The 18,041-nt window shown below is 66.6% G+C and carries 12 protein-coding genes and 1 tRNA gene; 3 read left to right on the top strand and 10 right to left on the bottom strand.

The genetic code is table 11. The features are described 5' to 3' along the window. Positions 1 to 85 precede the first annotated feature (85 nt). Positions 86 to 856 carry a DUF1223 domain-containing protein gene (locus ACYVJ8_RS07865; protein WP_460710923.1) on the top strand — a complete coding sequence of 257 codons (771 nt, stop codon included), beginning with the start codon at positions 86 to 88 and terminating at the stop codon, positions 854 to 856. A gap of 48 nt (positions 857 to 904) precedes the next feature. On the opposite strand, the gene ACYVJ8_RS07860 is transcribed toward ACYVJ8_RS07865, so the two are convergent. The 4 genes from ACYVJ8_RS07860 to xseA all read right to left on the bottom strand — a co-directional run bounded on the left by ACYVJ8_RS07860 (position 905) and on the right by xseA (position 7,894). Next, positions 905 to 2,743: a vWA domain-containing protein gene (locus tag ACYVJ8_RS07860; protein WP_460710921.1), complete on the bottom strand. Its 1,839-nt coding sequence runs from the start codon at positions 2,741 to 2,743 to the stop codon at positions 905 to 907. Between the two features lie 75 nt (positions 2,744 to 2,818). Continuing rightward, positions 2,819 to 4,540, bottom strand: a complete 1,722-nt coding sequence (locus tag ACYVJ8_RS07855) for a M14 family zinc carboxypeptidase (protein WP_460710919.1) — start codon at positions 4,538 to 4,540, stop codon at positions 2,819 to 2,821. Between the two features lie 507 nt (positions 4,541 to 5,047). Next, positions 5,048 to 6,475 (bottom strand): aldehyde dehydrogenase family protein, encoded by a 1,428-nt coding sequence (locus tag ACYVJ8_RS07850; protein ID WP_460710917.1) that lies wholly within the window; start codon positions 6,473 to 6,475, stop codon positions 5,048 to 5,050. 72 nt (positions 6,476 to 6,547) lie between these two features. Continuing rightward, a complete protein-coding gene (gene xseA / locus ACYVJ8_RS07845; RefSeq protein ID WP_460710915.1) occupies positions 6,548 to 7,894 on the bottom strand; it encodes an exodeoxyribonuclease VII large subunit in 1,347 nt (448 codons plus the stop codon). A 133-nt stretch (positions 7,895 to 8,027) separates the two neighbouring features. Here xseA and ispG point away from each other — a divergent pair, with 133 nt between their 5' ends. Together ispG and ACYVJ8_RS07835 are read left to right on the top strand one after the other, a co-directional pair. Further along, on the top strand, positions 8,028 to 9,263 hold the full coding sequence (ispG, locus tag ACYVJ8_RS07840) for a flavodoxin-dependent (E)-4-hydroxy-3-methylbut-2-enyl-diphosphate synthase (protein WP_460711107.1): 1,236 nt from the start codon (positions 8,028 to 8,030) through the stop codon (positions 9,261 to 9,263). Beyond that, entirely contained in the window at positions 9,241 to 9,966 is a 726-nt protein-coding gene (locus ACYVJ8_RS07835; protein ID WP_460710913.1) for a phosphatase PAP2 family protein, read from the top strand. The genes ispG and ACYVJ8_RS07835 overlap by 23 nt, the downstream gene beginning before the upstream one ends. 481 nt (positions 9,967 to 10,447) lie before the next feature. Here the strand turns inward: ACYVJ8_RS07835 and ACYVJ8_RS07830 are convergent, their stop codons facing one another. From ACYVJ8_RS07830 to ACYVJ8_RS07805, 6 genes are all read right to left on the bottom strand, one after another. Then, entirely contained in the window at positions 10,448 to 11,362 is a 915-nt protein-coding gene (locus ACYVJ8_RS07830; RefSeq protein WP_460711105.1) for a DMT family transporter, read from the bottom strand. Next, positions 11,356 to 12,402, bottom strand: coding sequence for a UDP-N-acetylmuramate dehydrogenase (gene murB, locus ACYVJ8_RS07825; protein ID WP_460710911.1), 1,047 nt, complete (start codon positions 12,400 to 12,402; stop codon positions 11,356 to 11,358). The genes ACYVJ8_RS07830 and murB overlap by 7 nt, the downstream gene beginning before the upstream one ends. A gap of 36 nt (positions 12,403 to 12,438) precedes the next feature. Further along, a complete protein-coding gene (locus ACYVJ8_RS07820; RefSeq protein ID WP_460710909.1) occupies positions 12,439 to 13,497 on the bottom strand; it encodes a quinone-dependent dihydroorotate dehydrogenase in 1,059 nt (352 codons plus the stop codon). Positions 13,498 to 13,515: 18 nt separating this feature from the next. Further along, the gene (amaB, locus tag ACYVJ8_RS07815) at positions 13,516 to 15,048 is read right to left on the bottom strand and encodes an L-piperidine-6-carboxylate dehydrogenase (protein ID WP_460710907.1); all 1,533 of its coding nucleotides are present in this window, start codon (positions 15,046 to 15,048) and stop codon (positions 13,516 to 13,518) included. A 30-nt stretch (positions 15,049 to 15,078) separates the two neighbouring features. After that, positions 15,079 to 15,155 (bottom strand) — tRNA-Arg (locus tag ACYVJ8_RS07810). Between the two features lie 655 nt (positions 15,156 to 15,810). After that, positions 15,811 to 18,027: a M3 family metallopeptidase gene (locus tag ACYVJ8_RS07805; protein ID WP_460710905.1), complete on the bottom strand. Its 2,217-nt coding sequence runs from the start codon at positions 18,025 to 18,027 to the stop codon at positions 15,811 to 15,813. Positions 18,028 to 18,041: the final 14 nt, after the last annotated feature.

The raw sequence follows: 18,041 nt of genomic DNA, 5'->3' as shown, positions 1-18,041 counted from the left end.
ATGGTCTTGCGCACGATCGCGCGAGTGGTCTGGTCTCGGATTACGCGGCGCCACTAGGCTTTTGCCGTTCGTCCCGAGGCCGCCTATGCGAGTTCTGCTTGCCGCGCTTGTGATCGCCGTCGTCGCGCCCGCCTGGGCGGCGCCTTCCTGCCTGGCGCACAGCGACGCGAAGCGCACGCCATTGGTGGAGCTCTACACGGCCGAGGGTTGTCTGTCGTGCCCGCCCGCAGACCGCTGGTTGGGCACGCTCACCGCAGGCGATCGCAAAGTCGCGGCGCTCGCCTTCCATGTCGACTACTGGAATGACGACGGTTGGGTCGATCCGTTTTCCGATGCCGCGTACACACAACGCCAGAGCTACCGCATCAAACTGGCGGGGAAGAAATCGTTGGTCACGCCGCAAGTCATGGTGGGCGCACAGACCATGGTCGATTGGCGCTCGCCGGCCGCGGTGAATCGCGTGTTGCGCAGCGTCGGCGACGAAACCGCCGACGTGGAACTGTCGCTGACAGGAACGGTCGCCAACGACAGCGCCAACTTGGAGTTGTCGGCACGGCCCATCGGTAATGAGAAGACGTCCGAACCCGCGCCGATGCTGTGGCTGGCGCTGTATCAGGAAGGGGCCGATCGACACATCACTGCGGGAGAGAACCGCGGCGTGTCGCTTCACCATTCCAACATCGTCCGCAAACTCGCCGGGCCCTGGAAGCTGGAACCTGCTGGTACGAAAGGATCGGTGCGAATTCCCTTGTCGGGCCTGGATCCGGCGGGACTGGGCGTCGTCTTGTTCGCCGAAAGCGCACGCGACGCACGCACCTTGCAAAGCTTGGTGTTGCCCTTGCGGGAGTGCCGCTGATCGCGAGCGCCCCGGCATCCGTGCCGGGGCTTTCCACGTGATCGAGCGCTACTCGCTGACCTGCACCGCGACGCCTTCGCTGGTCGTAAGCTGCCGCGCCTTCTCGACCAGTTCGGTGAACTCGCGACGCTGGCCCCACGGATCGCGGCCGATCGACCCGTTCGCCGCCACCGCGATGTCCTTCCAGCTCCACTGACCGATCTGCTTGCCGCCGCGCAGGGCATCGGCGAAGGCCGCCACCGCGCTGGCGAAGCGCAGCGGTTCGTCGGGCGTCGCGACCAGTTGCGAGCGCAGGATCGGTGTCTCGATCAAACGGCTCGTGTCTTCGCCGGGACGCTTGTAGCGCAGGCGAAGATGGGCCAGTTCGCGGGTATCACCCGCGGCCTGCTCCTTGGCGCCGTAGCGCAGTGCGGGCAAGCGATCCGCGCCCGAGCCCACCGGCGTAATTTCGTACAGCGCCGTGACCTCGTGGCCCGCGCCGATATCGCCCGCATCGACTTTGTCGTTGGCGAAATCCTCGCGGTTGAGCACGCGGTTCTCATAGCCGATCAGGCGATATTCGGCGGCGACCGCAGGGTTAAACTCGATCTGGATCTTCACGTCCTTGGCGATGGTCAGCAGGGTGGAGCCCATTTCCTGCACCAGCACCTTGCGAGCTTCCATCGCGGTGTCGATGTAGGCGTGGTTGCCGTCGCCGACATCCGCCAGCTTTTCCGCGAGTTCGTCGTTGTAGTTGCCCTGGCCGAAGCCGAGCGTGGTCAAGGCGATGCCGCTCTTGCGCTGGTCCGCCACCAAGGTCTCCAGCGCATTGGTGTCGACGGTGCCGACGTTGAAGTCGCCATCGGTGGCGAGGATGACGCGGTTCACGCCGTCCTTGATGTACGCCTGCTTGGCCATCGCATAGGCCAGGCGGATGCCGTCGCCGCCGTTGGTGCTGCCGCCGGCTTCGAGACGGTCGAGCGCGCCGAGGATGGTTTCGCGTTCGGCACCGGAGGTGGGCGGCAGCACGAGGCCGGCCGACCCCGCGTACACGACCATCGACACACGATCCTGCGGCCGCAGTTGCTTCACCAGCTGGCGCAATGCGTCCTTCACCAACGGCAGCTTGTCGGGAGAGTCCATCGAGCCGGAGGTGTCGATCAGGAAGACGAGATTGGCCGGCGGCAGCGCCGCCTTCGGTACGTCGTAGCCTTTGATGCCGATCATCAGCAGCTGGCGCTTGTTGTTCCAGGGCGCGGCGGCAAGTTCGGTAGTCACGCGGAACGGCGTCTCGCGTGAAGCCGGTGCGGGATGGCCGTAGTCGAAGTAGTTGATGAATTCCTCGGCGCGCACCGCGTCGCTGGGCGGGCGCGTGCCTTCGGCGAGCATGCGGCGCACGTTGCTGTAGCTGCCCGTGTCCACGTCGATCGAGAAGGTCGACACCGGCTGTTCCGAGGTGCGATGCACGGGGTTGTCGTCATTGTGCGCGTACTTCTCGGTGTTGGCCGGCTGCATGGGGGCAGGCATGGCGTTCAGCATTGCCGGTGCGCGCGCGTAGTCGTAGGCGACGCTCGAACCGGTCACCACGACGCGGTCCAGTGTTGCCGCCGCGGCGGGCATGGGCGGTGGAGACGGAGGGGGCGGGGCCTGCATCGCCGTCCGATGCTCGACTTCGGCGAGCTGCTTGCGCCGCTCCCATGATTCGCTGCTGGCTGCGGCCGCGTCGGCGGCTTCTGCCGCGGCGTCGGCTGCGGCCTTGGCTGCTTCACCCGCGTCGGCGGCAGCGGCGTCCGCTTCGTCGGGTTTGGAAAGCTGGCTGTTCGTGGTGCTGCAAGCACCCAGCGCGAGGGAGAGCGCGAGGGCAAGGGTCAGGCGGCGCGGCAGGAGCGGGCGAGGCTGGCGTTGCATGGTGCGTCTCCGTGGCTGGGTTGCCGGTGGAAACGCACGCCCCGAACGAGTGGGGTTAAAGGGTGGGCGGGAAAGTCATGGGGTTATGGTGAAGCGCACGGCCTGAGGCGTGCCTGGCCGGCCGCTGGCATCGCGGCCGCGCACGAACAAGGTGTGCACGCCCTGCGACAGGCCCGAGGTGGACAAGTGGACACTCACCGTTTCGCTGGGTTCGTCGAATGCGCCGTCGTTCGCGCTCATGGCGATGGCGGTGGCACCTGACGTCCAGGGGCGCTGGTCGCGGTAGACCGTAGCCGAGGTGATGCGCTGCACGGGTTCGGTGCCGCTGCTGTTGTTGAAGGGCGTGTCGTCGATCACCGCGGTCACAGTCACCGGGGTGCCGGCGCTGACGCTGCGAGGCGAGACCGAGAGCGAAGTCGTGTCCGGCCCGGACGGATAGGCATAGGGCGCGTGCAGATTGCGCGCTGCGTAGCGCAGCGCAGCGAGGTTGCGCGGCAGCGTGTCCTGGAGAAACTGCCCGCAGTCTTCGAAGAAGGCGTAGCCCATTTCGATCGTGTAGCTGGGCGCACCCAGCAGGCCGTACATCGAGTCGGTAGTCGTGCCGTCCGCCACGGTCATTCCGGTCCATTGCTGGGGCGAATAGCCGTTGAACCACGCCAGGCGGCGGCCGAGCGTTTGCAGTGGCGTGGCGTTGGCGGTCGGTGCGGTGGTGTACGACCACGGCCACAGCACCATGCGGGCGAAGGAGTGCAGGTCGATGAACATGCCGCGGTAGTCGCTGGGTGCGGCGCTGGTGTCGGTGTTGCCGCGGCGATCGGGCAGCACGCCGCCGATGTAGGTGCCGGTGCTGTCGGGTACGCCGGCGACGTAGCTCAGAAGGTTCGACGTCTCGGGTTCGGACGCGGCGCTGGGTCCGCGGTAGTTGCCCAGGCAGGCGTTGCTGCTGGAGCCGCCGGGCGCGGTGTGCCAGCGATAGGGGAAGTTTCGATTGAGGTCGACGCCATACGCATTCGTGCTGCACACGCCGTTGCTGGTGTCGACGTTCTTGCGCCACGACAGTCCGGCTTCGGCTTTCTTGCGGCCGTCGGGATTGGCCTGGAGCACGAGGTGGAAGCGGAAGTTGTCGAGCAGCCAGGTCGCTTCGTCGTCGCTGCCGTAGTTGTTGACGAGCCATTCGCCGAAGCGGGTGAGCGTCTCGGCCGGTGTGTATTCGCGTGCGTGGATGGAGGCGAACACGACCATGTTGGGCTTGTTGGTCAGGGTGGCGTCGGTGGCGGTGTTGTTGAGGCGCAGGACGCGCATGCGGTAACCAAGGGATGGATTGCGCGAGCGCAGCCAGCTGGGACCGATGTCGATGACGCGGGCGAGATCGGGCCGCGCAGCGGCCAGTGAGTTCATGGTCGTGTAGGTTTCTTCGACTGTTCGGTAGCAGGTAAAGCCGGAGATGGACTGGGTACCTACGTCGCCTTGCGCGGTCGTAGTCGTGTTGATCTTGAGCGCTTGGTCGCGCAGCGCGGCTTCCGCGGTGTGCATGCGCCGGGTCGAGGCGGCGTCGATGCGGACGGCGATGCCGGCGCGGCGCAAGGCCGCGATGTCGTCAGGCGATGCTTCGGTGCGAACCGTGCCGGTCTTCTGGTCGAGCATCACATGCTGGAACCGTGAGGCGATCGCCTGCAGTTGCGCTTGATTTCGGTAGTGGGCTTCGATGAAGACGAGGCTATCTGCATCGTCGCCTGCAGCCGCCGTTCCCGCGGCGGTACTCAACAAGAAAGCGAGCAGCATACGCAGCGACCGCATCCCGGCGTCCTCCGGCGGGCGTGCCCAGGGCAGCTACCCTCGGCGAGGCCTGCAGGGTGGCGTGACGGCGGTGAAAGACCTGCGAATCGTTGTTCCGGGCGGGCAGGCGGCACCGATGGGCCTGCGTGACACGCCGTGAATCCATCCATGGAGGCTTGATCGGCGGCATCCATGCCGCCGACAGTCACGCAGGCCCATCGGCACCGCCTGCCCCCACACATCTCGGACTCGTTAAGAAAAGCAAAGCACGGCGTCGCTCTGCTCATCTTCTCCCCGCGTGCGGGGAGAAGATGCCCGAAGGGCAGATGAGGGGAGGCGAGCGCAGCGAGTTGCTTCTTTGCTTTTTACTCACGGCATCAAAGATGTGTGAGGGCAGGCGATGCCACTGGGGCAGGCGTGACTGTCAGCGGCATGGATGCCGCTGACAAGCCTCCATGGACGGATTCACGGCGTGTCACGCCTGCCCCAGTGGCATCGCCTGCCAGCCCGTAAAGCGCAGGCGCCAGCTCAATCGCGAATAACCAGCAGCCTCTGCTCGGTCATGTCTTCGATGGCGTAGCGCACGCCTTCGCGGCCGAGGCCGGAATGCTTCACGCCGCCATAAGGCATGTTGTCGACGCGGAAGCTCGGCACGTCGCCGACGATCACGCCGCCGACTTCGAGACGGTCCCAGGCGCGCATCGCATGCGCGAGGTTGCCGGTGAACACGCCCGCCTGCAGGCCGAAGTCGCTGTCGTTGACGCGGTCGAGCGCGTCGTCGAAATCGTCGAACGGTTCGATCATGGCGACCGGGCCGAAGGCCTCCTTGCGATACAGATCGGCGTCATGCGGCACCTTCTCCAGCAGCGCCGCGGGCAGCATGTTGCCCGTGCGCGGGCCGCCGGCCAGCACCTTGGCGCCGCCCTTGCGTGCGGCAGCGATCCAGTTCTCCACGCGCTGCGCCGCTTCTTCGTTGACCATCGGACCGATGAAGACCTTCTCACCGCGCGGGTCGCCCATGCGCAGCTTGCTGACGGCCGCTTTGAGTTTGCGTCGCAGCTTGTCGTAAATGCCGGCGTGCGCGTAGATGCGCTGCACGCTGATGCAACTTTGCCCGGACTGGTAGTAGGCGCCGAAGATCAGCCGTTCGACGACGTGGTCGAGCGAAGCGCCCGGATCGGCGTCGACGATGCAGGCGGCATTACCGCCCAGTTCCAGCGTGACCTTCTTGCGTCCCGCGCGCGCCTTCAGATCCCAGCCGATCAGGCCGCCGGTGAAGCTCAACAACGCGATGCGTTCGTCCTCGACCAGGGCCGCGGCATCATCGGTGTGGCACACCACCACGGAGAAGGCGCCCTTGGGCAGGTTCGTCTCCGCGAGAATCTCCGCAATGATCAGCGCGCCGATGGGCGTCTTGTCCGCGGGCTTGAGCACGAACGGGCAGCCCGCCGCGATCGCCGGCGCGACCTTGTGCGCGACCAGATTGAGCGGAAAGTTGAACGGGGTGATGAAGCTGCACACGCCGATCGGCACGCGCTTCACCATGCCGCGATAGCCGCGTGCGCGCGGGGAGATCTGCAACTCCAGCAATTCGCCGGCGTTGCGCGTGGCTTCTCCGGCGGCGATGCGGAAGGTGTCGATCAGGCGCGTGACTTCGCCGCGCGCATCCTTGATCGGCTTGCCGGCTTCGATGCACAAGGCCAGGGCCAGTTCCTCGAAGCGCTCGCCGAAGCGGCGCACGCAATGCTCCAGCACGTCGCGGCGCGCATCGGGCGGGAATGCGGCCATCGCCTCGCGCGCCTTGTACGCCGCCACTATCGCCTTGCGTACCGCCGCTGCGTCGGCGAGGGCGACGCGCGTGGCGCGCTTGCCCGTGTACTTGTCGAGGACGTCCAGCTCCTGCTTTGCGCTGACGGGCTGGTTCGCAAGATAGTAGGGATACCGCTTGGCGAGCATGGTGGCCTCCTTGGCTTGCGAAGCCTAAACGATGCCGTGCATGGGTTACATGCATTGTGTTGCAAGCCGCCGTTACGCGTCCTTGCTGTCGATCACCCGCAGCGGCAGGCTGCCGTCCACCAGGCGCGCGTCCAGCCGGTCTCCCGGCGCCGCGTCCAGCACGCTGCGCACGATGCGGCCGTCGGGATGGCGCAGGATGCTGTAGCCGCGCGCCACCGTGGCGAGCGGACTGACCATTTCGAGCGAACGCGCGAGTCCGCGCAGGCGCAGGGTTTCATTGCCCAATCGGCGCACGATCGCGCCCTGCGGACGCGACGACAGCGCGGCCAGGCGTTCGCGCAAACGCGCGATCCGCCGCTGCGGATGCGCGGCGCGCAGGACCGCGCTGGCATGGCGCACGCGCGCCTGTTCGCGATCGAGCCGCCGCTGCCACGCCGCCGAAAGGCGGCGCAGTGCATCCGCCTGGCGCCGGGACAACGCATCCAGACGCGCGCGCGGACGCAGCGCATTCAGGCGCAGCACCGCGCGATCGGCACGCTGCATCGCCGCGCGCAGGCGCTGCGCCTGCAGCGTGTGCAGGCGGGCTTCCAAGGCCCGCAGCCGGCGGCGCAGGTCGTCGCGGCTGGGCACCAGCAGTTCGGCCGCGACCGAGGGCGTCGGCGCACGCAGGTCGGCGGCGAAATCCGACAGGCTGAAGTCGGTCTCGTGGCCCACAGCCGACACCACCGGCACGGGCGAAGCGGCGATGGCGCGCGCGAGGCGCTCGTCGTTGAACGACCACAGATCTTCCAGCGAACCGCCGCCGCGCGTGAGCAGCAGCACGTCGTAGCGGCCGGAGGCCGCGGCGCGCTGGAGCATGCGCACGATCTGCGGCGCCGCCGCGGTGCCCTGCACCTGCACCGGCAGTACCTCGGCCTCGACCAGCGGGAAACGCCGCGCCAGCACGCTCAGCACATCGCGCACGGCGGCGCCGCTGGGTGAGGTGATCACGCCGATGCGGCGGGCGAAGTGGGGCAGGGGGCGCTTGCGCTCGCCGTCGAACAGGCCTTCCGCGGCCAGCTTCGCCTTCAGCTCGTCGAAGGCGCGGCGCAATGCGCCTTCGCCCGCTTCTTCCATGTGGTCGAGCACCAGCTGGTATTCGCCACGGGCTTCGTACAGGGTCAGGCGGCCGCGCGCGAGCACGTGCACGCCTTCGCGTGGGGTGAATTTCAGCCAGCTGCTCTTGGGCTTGAACATGGCGCAGCGGACCTGCGCGCGCTCGTCCTTCAGCACGAAGTAGAGGTGCCCGGAGGAGGGGCGGGACACATTGCTCAGTTCGCCTTCCACCCAGATCAGCGGGAAGCTGCCTTCCAGCAGGTCGCGGGCCAGCGTGTTGAGCTGGGAGGGGGTGAGGACGTCGCGGGTGTCGTCGTGATTCATGAACTCGGGCTGGCGCCCAGGCCGACTGCACGGCGGCCCACGGTACCGCAGCGCGGCTGCGGGGTCACGCCGCCGGTACAATGACGCCATGAATTCAGCCATCGACTTGACCCCCGCCGCGCCCTGCGCCGGCATGGCCTTCGGCCCGCAATCGCGCCGCCACACCCGCGCCGTCGTCGTCGGCGGTGTCCAGGTCGGCGGCAGCGCGCCGGTGGTGGTGCAGTCGATGACGAACACCGACACGGCGGACGTCGCCTCCACCACCAAGCAGGTGGCGGAGCTGTGGCGCGCGGGTTCGGAACTGGTGCGCGTCACCGTGAACACCGCCGAAGCCGCGGCTGCCGTGCCGCGCATCGTCGACAAGCTGGCGATGATGGGCCTGACCGTGCCGATCATCGGCGACTTCCACTACAACGGCCATCAGCTGCTTAGCAACGAGCCGGCGTGCGCGGAAGCGTTGGCCAAGTACCGCATCAATCCGGGCAACGTTGGTTTCGGCAAGAAGAAGGACACGCAGTTCGCGCAGCTGATCGAATTCGCGATCCGCTACGGCAAGCCGGTGCGCATCGGCGCCAACTGGGGCTCGCTGGACCAGGCGTTGGCCGCGCAGCTGATGGACGAGAACCACAAGCTGTCCGAACCGAAGGATGCGGCCGAGGTGCTGCGCGAGGCGCTGATCCGTTCCGCGTTGGATTCGGCGCACCGCGCGGTGGAACTGGGCCTGCCAGCCGAGCGCATCGTGCTGAGCGCGAAGGTCAGCGGCGTGCAGGAACTCATCGCGGTCTATCGCGAACTCGCGCGGCGCAGCGATTTCGCTCTGCACCTGGGCCTGACCGAGGCGGGCATCGGCAGCAAGGGCATCGTCGCTTCGAGCGCGGCGCTGGGCGTGCTGCTGCAGGAAGGCATCGGCGACACGATTCGCATCTCGCTCACGCCCGAGCCGGGCCAGTCGCGCACCACCGAAGTCATCGTCGCGCAGGAGCTGTTGCAGACCCTGGGCCTGCGCGCGTTCACGCCGATGGTCACGGCCTGCCCGGGCTGCGGCCGCACCACCAGCACCTTCTTCCAGGAATTGGCGAAGAAGGTGCAGGAGCATGTGCGCGCGAAGATGCCGGAGTGGAAGGTCACGCATCCGGGCGCGGAGAATCTCACTTTGGCGGTGATGGGTTGTGTGGTGAACGGCCCGGGCGAATCGCGCCACGCCAACATCGGCATTTCGTTGCCGGGCACGGGTGAGGCACCGTCGGCGCCGGTATTCGAGGACGGCGAGAAGACGGTGACGTTGCGCGGCGAGAACATCGCCGACGAATTCGTGACGCTGATCGATCGCTACGTCGAACGGCGGTATGGCGCCAGCAGCCAAGCCTGAGGCCGCGCGCACCCTGGCGAAGGAGGCGCACTTCGGTGCGGCCTTCCTGCGCCGGCACTGGTTGCGTTTGTTGTTGCTCTTTGTCGGGCTGTTGTTGCCGCTGTGGGGGTTCGCGGCGTTGGCCGAGGAAATTCACGAGGGCGAGGCCTTCGTCTTCGACGAGCCGATCTTGTTGTTCGCGCATAAGTTGGCGCGCGACGGTTTCGATCGCGTGTTCCTGGTGTTCTCCGCGCTGGGTTACGCGCGGGGCGTGGTGCCGGTCGATATCGTGTTGGTAGCGGTGCTGGCGCTGCGCCGGCGTGCGCGCGAAGGTTTGTACGCGGGGTTGGCGCTGGGCGGTTCGGCCTTGCTCAATCTGGCAACCAAGCAGTTGTTCGCGCGCGAGCGTCCGTCGTTGTGGGAGTCGATCGCGCCGGAGACGACTTTCAGTTTCCCCAGCGGGCATGCGATGGGGTCGATGACGCTGGCGTGGGTGTGCGTGCTGTTGGCGTGGCGTACGCCGTGGCGATGGCCGGTGGTGGTGGCGATGCTGGGTTTTACCGTTCTGGTCGGGTTATCGCGGGTGTATCTGGGCGTGCACTATCCGTCCGACATCCTGGCGGGCTGGACGGCGGCGTCGGTGTGGGCGGTGGGATGTTTCTTCCTCGTCTTCCGCCATGACCTGCATCCGTGGGAATCCAAGCGCATTCCTCAAGGGAACTGAAAGTGGAGGCTTGAGGGTTCCCACTTTCAAACTTTCAGTTTTTCTTTTTTGAGCCAAAGCGTTCCGGGCTGGGTCAGGTGGTGCCGGTGGGTAGTCGTGACACGCCGTGAATCCGTCCATGGAGGCTTGTCAGCGGCATCCATGCCGCCGACAGTCACGCCTACCCACCGGCACCACCTGACCCCTCACACATCGTGGGATCGGTGAAAAAGGCAAAACAAAGCGGAGGCGCGGTGCTATTCCCCCTCGCCCCGCTTGCGGGGAGAGGGACAGCGCAGCGGCGCAGGGTGAGGGGCCGTGGTGTTCTTTTTGTCCAAGCCCCCGAGATGTGTCGGGGAGGGTGGTGCTGGTGGGGCTGCGTGACTGTCAGCGGCATGGATGCCGCTGACAAGCCTCCATGGACGGATTCACGGCGTGTCACGCAGCCCCACCGGCGCCGCCCTCCCGCTGGGGCAGTCAACGCATCCACGAAAGAACGGAGCTATTCGCCCGGCTTGGCCGCTTCCACCGGCGCAGTAGTCGCATGCTGCCGCGCCAGCTGCGCTTCGCGATGCGCGATATAGGCATTGGCGATGAAGATGATCGCCGCGCCCACGACGGTCCAACGGTCGAGCCTCTCGCCGAACAGCAGATAGCCGGCAACGGCGACCATCGGCAACTGCACGAAGCTGATCGGCGTCAGAGCCGACACATCGCCCATGCGCAGCGCGCGTGTCCACAACAACTGCGCGATCGTGCCGAACAAGCCCGTCGCGATCAGCCACAACCACGTGGCGCCCTGCGGCCATTGCCAGACAAACAGCGCCGGCACCAACGACAGCGGTACCCAGAACAGATAGGTGTAGAAAACGATCGTGTCGGCCGGATCCACGCGCGACAGCTGCTTGATCTGGATCGCGACCACCGCGCTGAACACCGCCGCCATCACCGCGATGAGCGAACCACCGCTAAAACCCGTAGTGCCCGGACGCACGATTACCAGTACCCCGAGGAAACCGATCACCACCGCCGCCCAGCGTCGCATCCGCACGTGCTCGCCTAGCCAGAACACCGCCAGCACCGTGACGAACAACGGCGTCGAATACGACAACGAAATCGCCTGCGACAGCGGCAGATGCCCGATCGCCCAGAACCCGCACAGCATCGAACAGATGCCGATCCCGCTGCGCAGCAGATAGCGCGGCAGCTGCTGCGTGCGGAATACCGAGCGATCGTTGCGCATCAGCATCGGCAACAGCGCCAGCAGCCCGAAGGCATTGCGGAAGAACGCGATCTCGAAGGTCGGCAGCGACTTCGACGCATAGCGGATGGTCACCGCCATCATGCCGAAGAACATCGTGCTGACGACCATCAACATGGCCGCGTGCAGGAACTTGTGCGGCTGCGCGGTCACCAGGTCGCGCCGATCACGCGTGGTTCGGGTTCGATGGCGATCCCGAAACGCTCCTGCACCGAGGCGGCGATGCGGCGCGCCAGCGCAAGCAACTGCGCGCCCGTGGCGTTGCCGTGATTGACCAGTACCAGCGCGTGGGAAGCGGCCACGCCCGCATCGCCTTCGCGATGCCCCTTCCACCCGCACTGATCGATCAGCCACGCGGCGGAGAGCTTGCGGCTGCCCTCGTCGTTGCCGCGGAAGACCGGCAGCGCCTCGTGTTCGGCTTTGAGCGCATCGGCCTGCGCCGCAGGCACGATCGGATTCTTGAAGAAGCTGCCCGCGTTGCCGAGCACCGCCGGATCCGGCAGCTTGCGGCGGCGGATCGCGATCACCGCATCGGCCACATGCTGCGGCGTCGGTGATTCGATGTGCATGGCGGCCAGTTCCTCGCGGATACCGGCGTAGTCGAGCTTCAGCGACGGTGTCCGCGATAGCGCGAATTCCACCGCGGTGACGATGTAACGGTCGGGCTGCTGCTTGAACAGACTGTCGCGATACGCGAACGCGCAACCGGCGGCATCGAAACGATGCAGCTGCCCGGTGGCCGGTTCGAACGCTTCCACCGCGTGGACGAACTCGCGCACTTCCGCGCCGTAGGCGCCGATGTTCTGGATCGGCGCGGCGCCGACGGTGCCGGGGATCAGCGCGAGATTCTCCAGGCCGGCAAAACCATGACGCAGCGTGCGCATGACGAAGTCGTGCCATTCCACGCCCGCATCGGCGCGGACGATGGCTGCACCTTGCGAGGCCGCGTCGTCCAGATGCGCGACGCGCTTGCCGGTCAGCGCCAGCACCACGCCTTCGGGGTTGCCCGCGAACAACAGGTTGCTGCCGCCGCCCAACACCAGAGACAGCCGCGCGCCGAAGTCGGGATCGGCGAACAGCGCGGGCAGGGCGCTCGCATCCGACACTTCCACCAGCACCGGTGCGGTCGCGGCGACGCCGAAGGTGTTGCGGGATTGCAGCGAGGCGTCGCGCGCGATCCGGATCGAGTCACTCATGTGGAAGCGGTGCCATGGATGCGCTGCGTGGCTCTCTCAGACTTCGGGCGGCAGATGGCCGCGGCTGGGCGATTCCTTGCGTCGGCGCAAGGCTTCGACGCATTCGCGCACCAGCTCGGGGCCGCGATAGACCAGGCCGGTGTAGAGCTGTACCAGGCTGGCGCCGGCCGCCTGCTTCGTCGCCGCATCGGCGCCGGAGAGGATGCCGCCCACGCCGATCAGCGGAATCGATTCGGGCAGGCGCGTGCGCAGCATGCGCAGGATCGTGGTCGATGCACCCATCAGCGGCTGGCCGGACAGGCCGCCTTGTTCGTTCGCGTGTTCCGCGCCCTCGATCACGAAGCGCGACACAGTGGTGTTGGTGGCGATCACGCCGTCCACTTCCAGGTCGGCGAGCACGCGCGCGGCGGCGTCGACGTCGCTTTCGCTGAGATCGGGTGCGATCTTCACCAACATCGGCACGCGCTTGCCGTGCTTGGCGCCCAGGCGCTCCTGCTCTTCGCGCAACGTGCCAATGAGACGGCGCAGGGCCTGCTCTTCCTGCAACTCGCGCAGACCGGCGGTGTTGGGCGAGGAGATGTTGACGGTGACGTAGTCGGCCAGCGTGTACACGCGCGACAGGCAGTACATGTAGTCGCCTTCGGCCGCTTCGTTGGGCGTGTCCTTGTTCTTGCCGATATTGATGCCAAGCAGGCCGCCGCGGCGCTGCGCGCGCTCGACGTTGCGCACCAGCGCCTCGATGCCTTCGTTGTTGAAGCCCAGGCGGTTGATCACCGCGCGATGTTCCGGCAGGCGGAACATGCGCGGCTTCGGATTGCCGGCTTGCGGCTTCGGCGTAACCGTGCCGACCTCGACGAAACCGAACCCCAGCGACAGCAGCGCATCGATGTGCGCGCCGTTCTTGTCCAGGCCGGCCGCAAGGCCGACCGGGTTGGGGAAGGTCAGGCCGAACGCTTTGGTCGGCAACGGAGCGGGCTTGCGCGCGACCAGCGGATTGAGGCCGGTGCGGTACGCGGCCTCAAGCGCGTCGAGCGTGAGCGAGTGCGCACGCTCGGCGTCCAGGCCGAACAGGAAGGGGCGCGCGAAGCCGTACATCGTCGCCGAGTCCGTCGCTTACAGATCGAACTTGATGCCCTGCGCCAGCGGCAGCGAATCGGAGTAGTTGATCGTGTTGGTCTGGCGGCGCATGTAAGCCTTCCATGCGTCCGAGCCGGACTCGCGACCGCCGCCGGTTTCCTTCTCGCCGCCGAAGGCGCCGCCGATTTCCGCGCCGGAGGTGCCGATGTTGACGTTGGCGATGCCGCAGTCGGAACCCGAGGCGGCGAGGAAGGCTTCGGCCGCCTTGAGGTTCTGGGTGAAGATCGCCGACGACAGGCCTTGCGGCACGGCGTTCTGCATGTCGATGGCCTCGTCGATCGTCTTGAATTTCATGACGTAGAGGATCGGCGCGAAGGTTTCGTGCTGCACGATCTGCGCGTCGTTGGTGAGGCCGGTGACGATCGTCGGCAGGACGAAGTTGCCCTTGCCCTCGATCGCGGCGCCGCCGGTTTCCACCTTGCCACCTGCGGCCTTGGCCTTGTTGACGGAGTCGAGGTAGGCGTCGACGGCATCCTTGCTGTTGAGCGGGCCCATCAGGTTCTTCGGGTCGGTCGGATCGCCGATCTTGCCTTCGACCTGCTTGTAGGCGGTGATCAGCTTGCCCAGCACTTCGTCGTACATGGACTCGTGCACGATCAGGCGGCGGGTGGTGGTGCAGCGCTGGCCGGCGGTGCCGACGGCGCCGAAGACGATCGCCGGGATCGCCAGCTTCAGGTCGGCGGTCTGGTCGACGATGATCGCGTTGTTGCCGCCCAGTTCGAGCAGCGAGCGGCCCATGCGCTGGGCGACGCGCTCGCCGACCATGCGGCCGACCTTGGTCGAGCCGGTGAAGCTGATCAGCGGGACGCGCTTGTCGTCGACGAACTGCTGGGCGAGTTCGCTGCCGGCGTCGTTGAAGAGATAGAAGATGTCGGGGAAGCCGCCCTTCTTCAGCGCTTCGTTGCAGATCTTCATCGCGGCGATGGCGGACAGAGGGGTCTTCGGCGACGGCTTCCACACGGTGATGTCGCCGCAGATGGCGGCGACGAACGAGTTCCATGCCCACACCGCGACCGGGAAGTTGAAGGCGGAGATAACGCCGACGATGCCGATCGGGTGCCACTGTTCGTACATGCGGTGGCCCGGGCGCTCGGAGTGCATCGTCAGGCCGTAGAGCTGGCGCGACAGGCCGACGGCGAATTCGCCGATGTCGATCATTTCCTGCACTTCGCCGTCGCCTTCGGGCTTGGACTTGCCCATTTCCAGGGCGACCAGGGAGCCGAGTGCGTCCTTGTGGGTGCGCAGTGCGTCGGCGCACAGGCGAATGGCTTCGCCGCGGCGCGGGGCGGGGGTGGTGCGCCAGACTTTGTAGACGGCCTGGGCGCGTTCGATGATGGTGTCGTAGTCGGCCTGGGAGGAGGCGTAGACGCGGCCCAGCACGTCACCGGTGGTCGGGTTGACCGGTTCCAGCACGCCGGCGTCGCGGACGGCGGACCACTGGCCGTTGCCGAGGAAGGTGCCGGATTCGTTGTCGGTCAGGCCGAGGGCGGTGAGGACGGGGTGGGTCATTGGGGGACTCCGAAGGCGGTAAACAGGTATTGGCGGCCCCGACACGATTCGAACGTGCGACCTTCCCCTTAGGAGGGGGACGCTCTATCCAGCTGAGCTACGGGGCCTTAAGGCGCGGAATTATCGCAGAGAACGGTGGGACGCCGTACTCCGGCGCGGGTTGCGCGGGAGTTGCCGTGCACTCTCGTCGGAATGCTCTCCTGTGTTTGCCCTTCGCTCGTCATCCCGGCGAAAGCTGGGATCCATTTTGACGTTGCTTTTGCTTGGCGTTCGGTGGTGCCGCTCTACGGGCGGGCAGTCGGTGCCGGTGGGCAGTCGCGACACGCCGTGAATCCGTCCATGGAGGCTTGGTCGGCGGCATCCATGCCGCCGACAGTCGCGCCTACCCACCAGCACCGACTGCCCCTCAGCATCTCGGACTCTTTGGCAAGAAGCGAAGCAAAGCGACGCATCCCTGCGCGCGCTAGGTCGGCGTGCTCTTCTTCTCCCCGCCTGCGGGGAGAAGATGCCCGAAGGGCAGATGAGGGGAGGCGAGCGCAGCGAGTTGCCGTTGATTTTTGCTCAGTGCATCCGCGATGCCGGAGGGGCAGGCGGCGCCGGTGGGGTAGGCGTGACTGTCAGCGGCATGGATGCCGCTGACCAAGCCTCCATGGACGGATTCACGGCGTGTCACGACTGCCCCACCGGCGTCGCCTGCCCGCCCGTAGACCAAAAACGAAAACGCCCGGATTGCTCCGGGCGTTTCGTTCGATTACGCAGCGCTTACTTCTTCTTGCTCTGCGCACCCTTGCCGGTATCCGCCGGCGAGGTGGTGTCGTCGGCCTTGGGCGGTTCGACCAGGCCGCGGCGCACCAGCAGCGGTTCGATGTACGGATCGCGGCCGGTGAAGTCGTGGAACAGCACCAGCGCGTCCTTGCTGCCGCCGCGCGAGAGCAGGGTGTCGCGGAAGTGATCGCCGTTGGCGCGGGTCAGACCGCCGTTCTGCTTCATCCATTCCACACTGTCGGCGTCGAGCACTTCCGACCAGATGTAGGCGTAGTAGCCCGCGGCGTAACCGCCCATGATGTGGCTGAAGTACGGGGTGCGATAACGCGGCGGCACCGGCGCGAAGTCGAGGCCGTCCTTCTTCAGCGCTTCGGCTTCGAACGCCATCACGCCGTCGGCGGCGGGCACTTCGTCGGCCGACTTCACCTGATGCCAGCGCTGGTCGAGCATCGCCGCGCCCAGGTACTCGGTCGTGGTGAAGCCCTGGTTGAACTTCGAGCTCGCCAGCACCTTGTCCAGCAGTTCCTTCGGCATCGGCGCGCCGGTCTGGTAGTGCTTGGCGTAGTTGGCCAGCACTTCCGGCCAGTCGGCCCACATCTCGTTGACCTGCGACGGGTATTCGACGAAGTCGCGCGGCACGCTGGTGCCGGAGAAGTACGGGTACTTCACGTTCGAGAACATGCCGTGCAGCGCATGGCCGAACTCATGGAACATCGTGGTCACCTCGTCCCAGGTCAGCAGCGTCGGCTGGCCGGCCGGCGGCTTGGGAATGTTGAGGTGGTTGGCGACCACCGGCAGGAAACCGGTCAGCGCCGACTGGTCGACGTACGAATTCATCCACGCGCCGCCCTGCTTGGACGGACGGGCGTACATGTCGGAGATGAAGATCGCCAGCTGCTTGCCGTCCTTGTCGAAGACGTCGAACACGCGCACGTCGTCGTGATAGACCGGCAGGTCCTTGCGCTCCTTGAAGGTCAGGCCGTACAGCTTGCCGGCGGCGTAGAAGACGCCGTCCTGCTGCACGCGATCGAGTTCGAGGTAGGGCTTGAGCTGCGATTCGTCGAAGTTGTACTTGGCCTGGCGCACCTTCTCGGCGTAGTAGGCCCAGTCCCACGACTGCAGCTGGAACTTGCCGCCTTCCTTGTCGATGATGGCCTGCATGTCGGCCGCTTCCTTGCGCGCGTTGGCGACGGCGGCGGGAGCGAGCTTGCCGAGCATGGCGTTGACGGCTTCCGGATTCTTCGCCGTTTCATTGGCCAGCGCGTAGGCGGCGTAGTTCGGGTAGCCGAGCATCTGCGCGCGTTCGGTGCGCAGCTTCACGACCTTGGAGACGATCTCGCGGTTGTCGTACTTGTTGCCGCGTTCGTTGCGGATCAGCGAGGCTTCCTGCAGCTTCTGGCGCAGGGCGCGGTTCTGCAGGTAGGTTTCCTGCGGCTGCTGGCTGAAGTTCATCAGCGGCAGCACGTACTTGCCGTCGAGCTTGCGCGCCTTGGCGGCTTCGGCGGCGGCGGCGATCTGGTCGTCGGGCAGGCCGGCCAGTTCTTCCTTGGTGTCGACGACGACGGCGAGGTCGTTCTTTTCACCCAGCACGTTCTGGCTGAACTGCGTGCCCAGCGAGGCCAGTTCGGCGTTGATCGCCTTCAGGCGCGCCTGCTGTTCGGCGTTGAGGTTGGCGCCGGCGCGGACGAAGTCGGTGTAGTAGCGCTCGACCAGGCGCACGCCCTCGGCGTCGAGGCCGAGCTTCTCGCGGGTGTCGTACAGCGCCTTGACGCGCGCGAACAGCTTGGGATTGAGGTAGATCGCGTCGCGGTGCGCGGCGAACTTCGGCGAGTACTCGGCGTCGAGCTTGTCGCGGGTGTCGTTGGTGTCGGCGCCGACGAGGTTGCCGAACACGGTCGCGGCGCGGGTCAGGATGCGGCCGGACTTTTCCATCGCGATGATGGTGTTCTGGAAGGTCGGCTTCGCCTTGTTGTTGGCGATCGCGTCGATTTCCTTGCGGTTGTCGGCCATGCCGCGGTCGAAGGCCGGCGCGAAGTCGCTGTCCTTGATCTTGTCGAACTGCGGGTAGTGCAGCGGCAGGGTGCTTTCGCTGAAGAAGGGATTGGCCTGGGCGTTCACGGCGCTGGGTGCGGTCTTGGTGGTCTGGGCGGCGAGGGCCGGGGCGGTAGCCGCGGCCAGGGCGATGGCGACGGCCAGCGCGAGACGGTGCTTCATCGGGCGATCTCAGT

It is taken from the genome of Lysobacter terrae (assembly GCF_054782215.1).
The sequence above is the reverse complement of the archived record's forward strand: the minus strand, read 5'-3'. Positions and strand labels throughout refer to the sequence as shown.

Coding starts and splice junctions, on each gene's coding strand:
- ACYVJ8_RS07860 (WP_460710921.1), bottom strand. CDS start 2,743: ATGCAACGCCAGCCTCGCCCGCTCCTGCCGCGCCGCCTGACCCTTGCC.
- murB (WP_460710911.1), bottom strand. CDS start 12,402: ATGAGTGACTCGATCCGGATCGCGCGCGACGCCTCGCTGCAATCCCGC.
- ACYVJ8_RS07820 (WP_460710909.1), bottom strand. CDS start 13,497: ATGTACGGCTTCGCGCGCCCCTTCCTGTTCGGCCTGGACGCCGAGCGT.
- xseA (WP_460710915.1), bottom strand. CDS start 7,894: ATGAATCACGACGACACCCGCGACGTCCTCACCCCCTCCCAGCTCAAC.
- ACYVJ8_RS07805 (WP_460710905.1), bottom strand. CDS start 18,027: ATGAAGCACCGTCTCGCGCTGGCCGTCGCCATCGCCCTGGCCGCGGCT.
- amaB (WP_460710907.1), bottom strand. CDS start 15,048: ATGACCCACCCCGTCCTCACCGCCCTCGGCCTGACCGACAACGAATCC.
- ACYVJ8_RS07855 (WP_460710919.1), bottom strand. CDS start 4,540: ATGCGGTCGCTGCGTATGCTGCTCGCTTTCTTGTTGAGTACCGCCGCG.
- ACYVJ8_RS07850 (WP_460710917.1), bottom strand. CDS start 6,475: ATGCTCGCCAAGCGGTATCCCTACTATCTTGCGAACCAGCCCGTCAGC.
- ACYVJ8_RS07865 (WP_460710923.1), top strand. CDS start 86: ATGCGAGTTCTGCTTGCCGCGCTTGTGATCGCCGTCGTCGCGCCCGCC.
- ispG (WP_460711107.1), top strand. CDS start 8,028: ATGGCCTTCGGCCCGCAATCGCGCCGCCACACCCGCGCCGTCGTCGTC.
- ACYVJ8_RS07835 (WP_460710913.1), top strand. CDS start 9,241: ATGGCGCCAGCAGCCAAGCCTGAGGCCGCGCGCACCCTGGCGAAGGAG.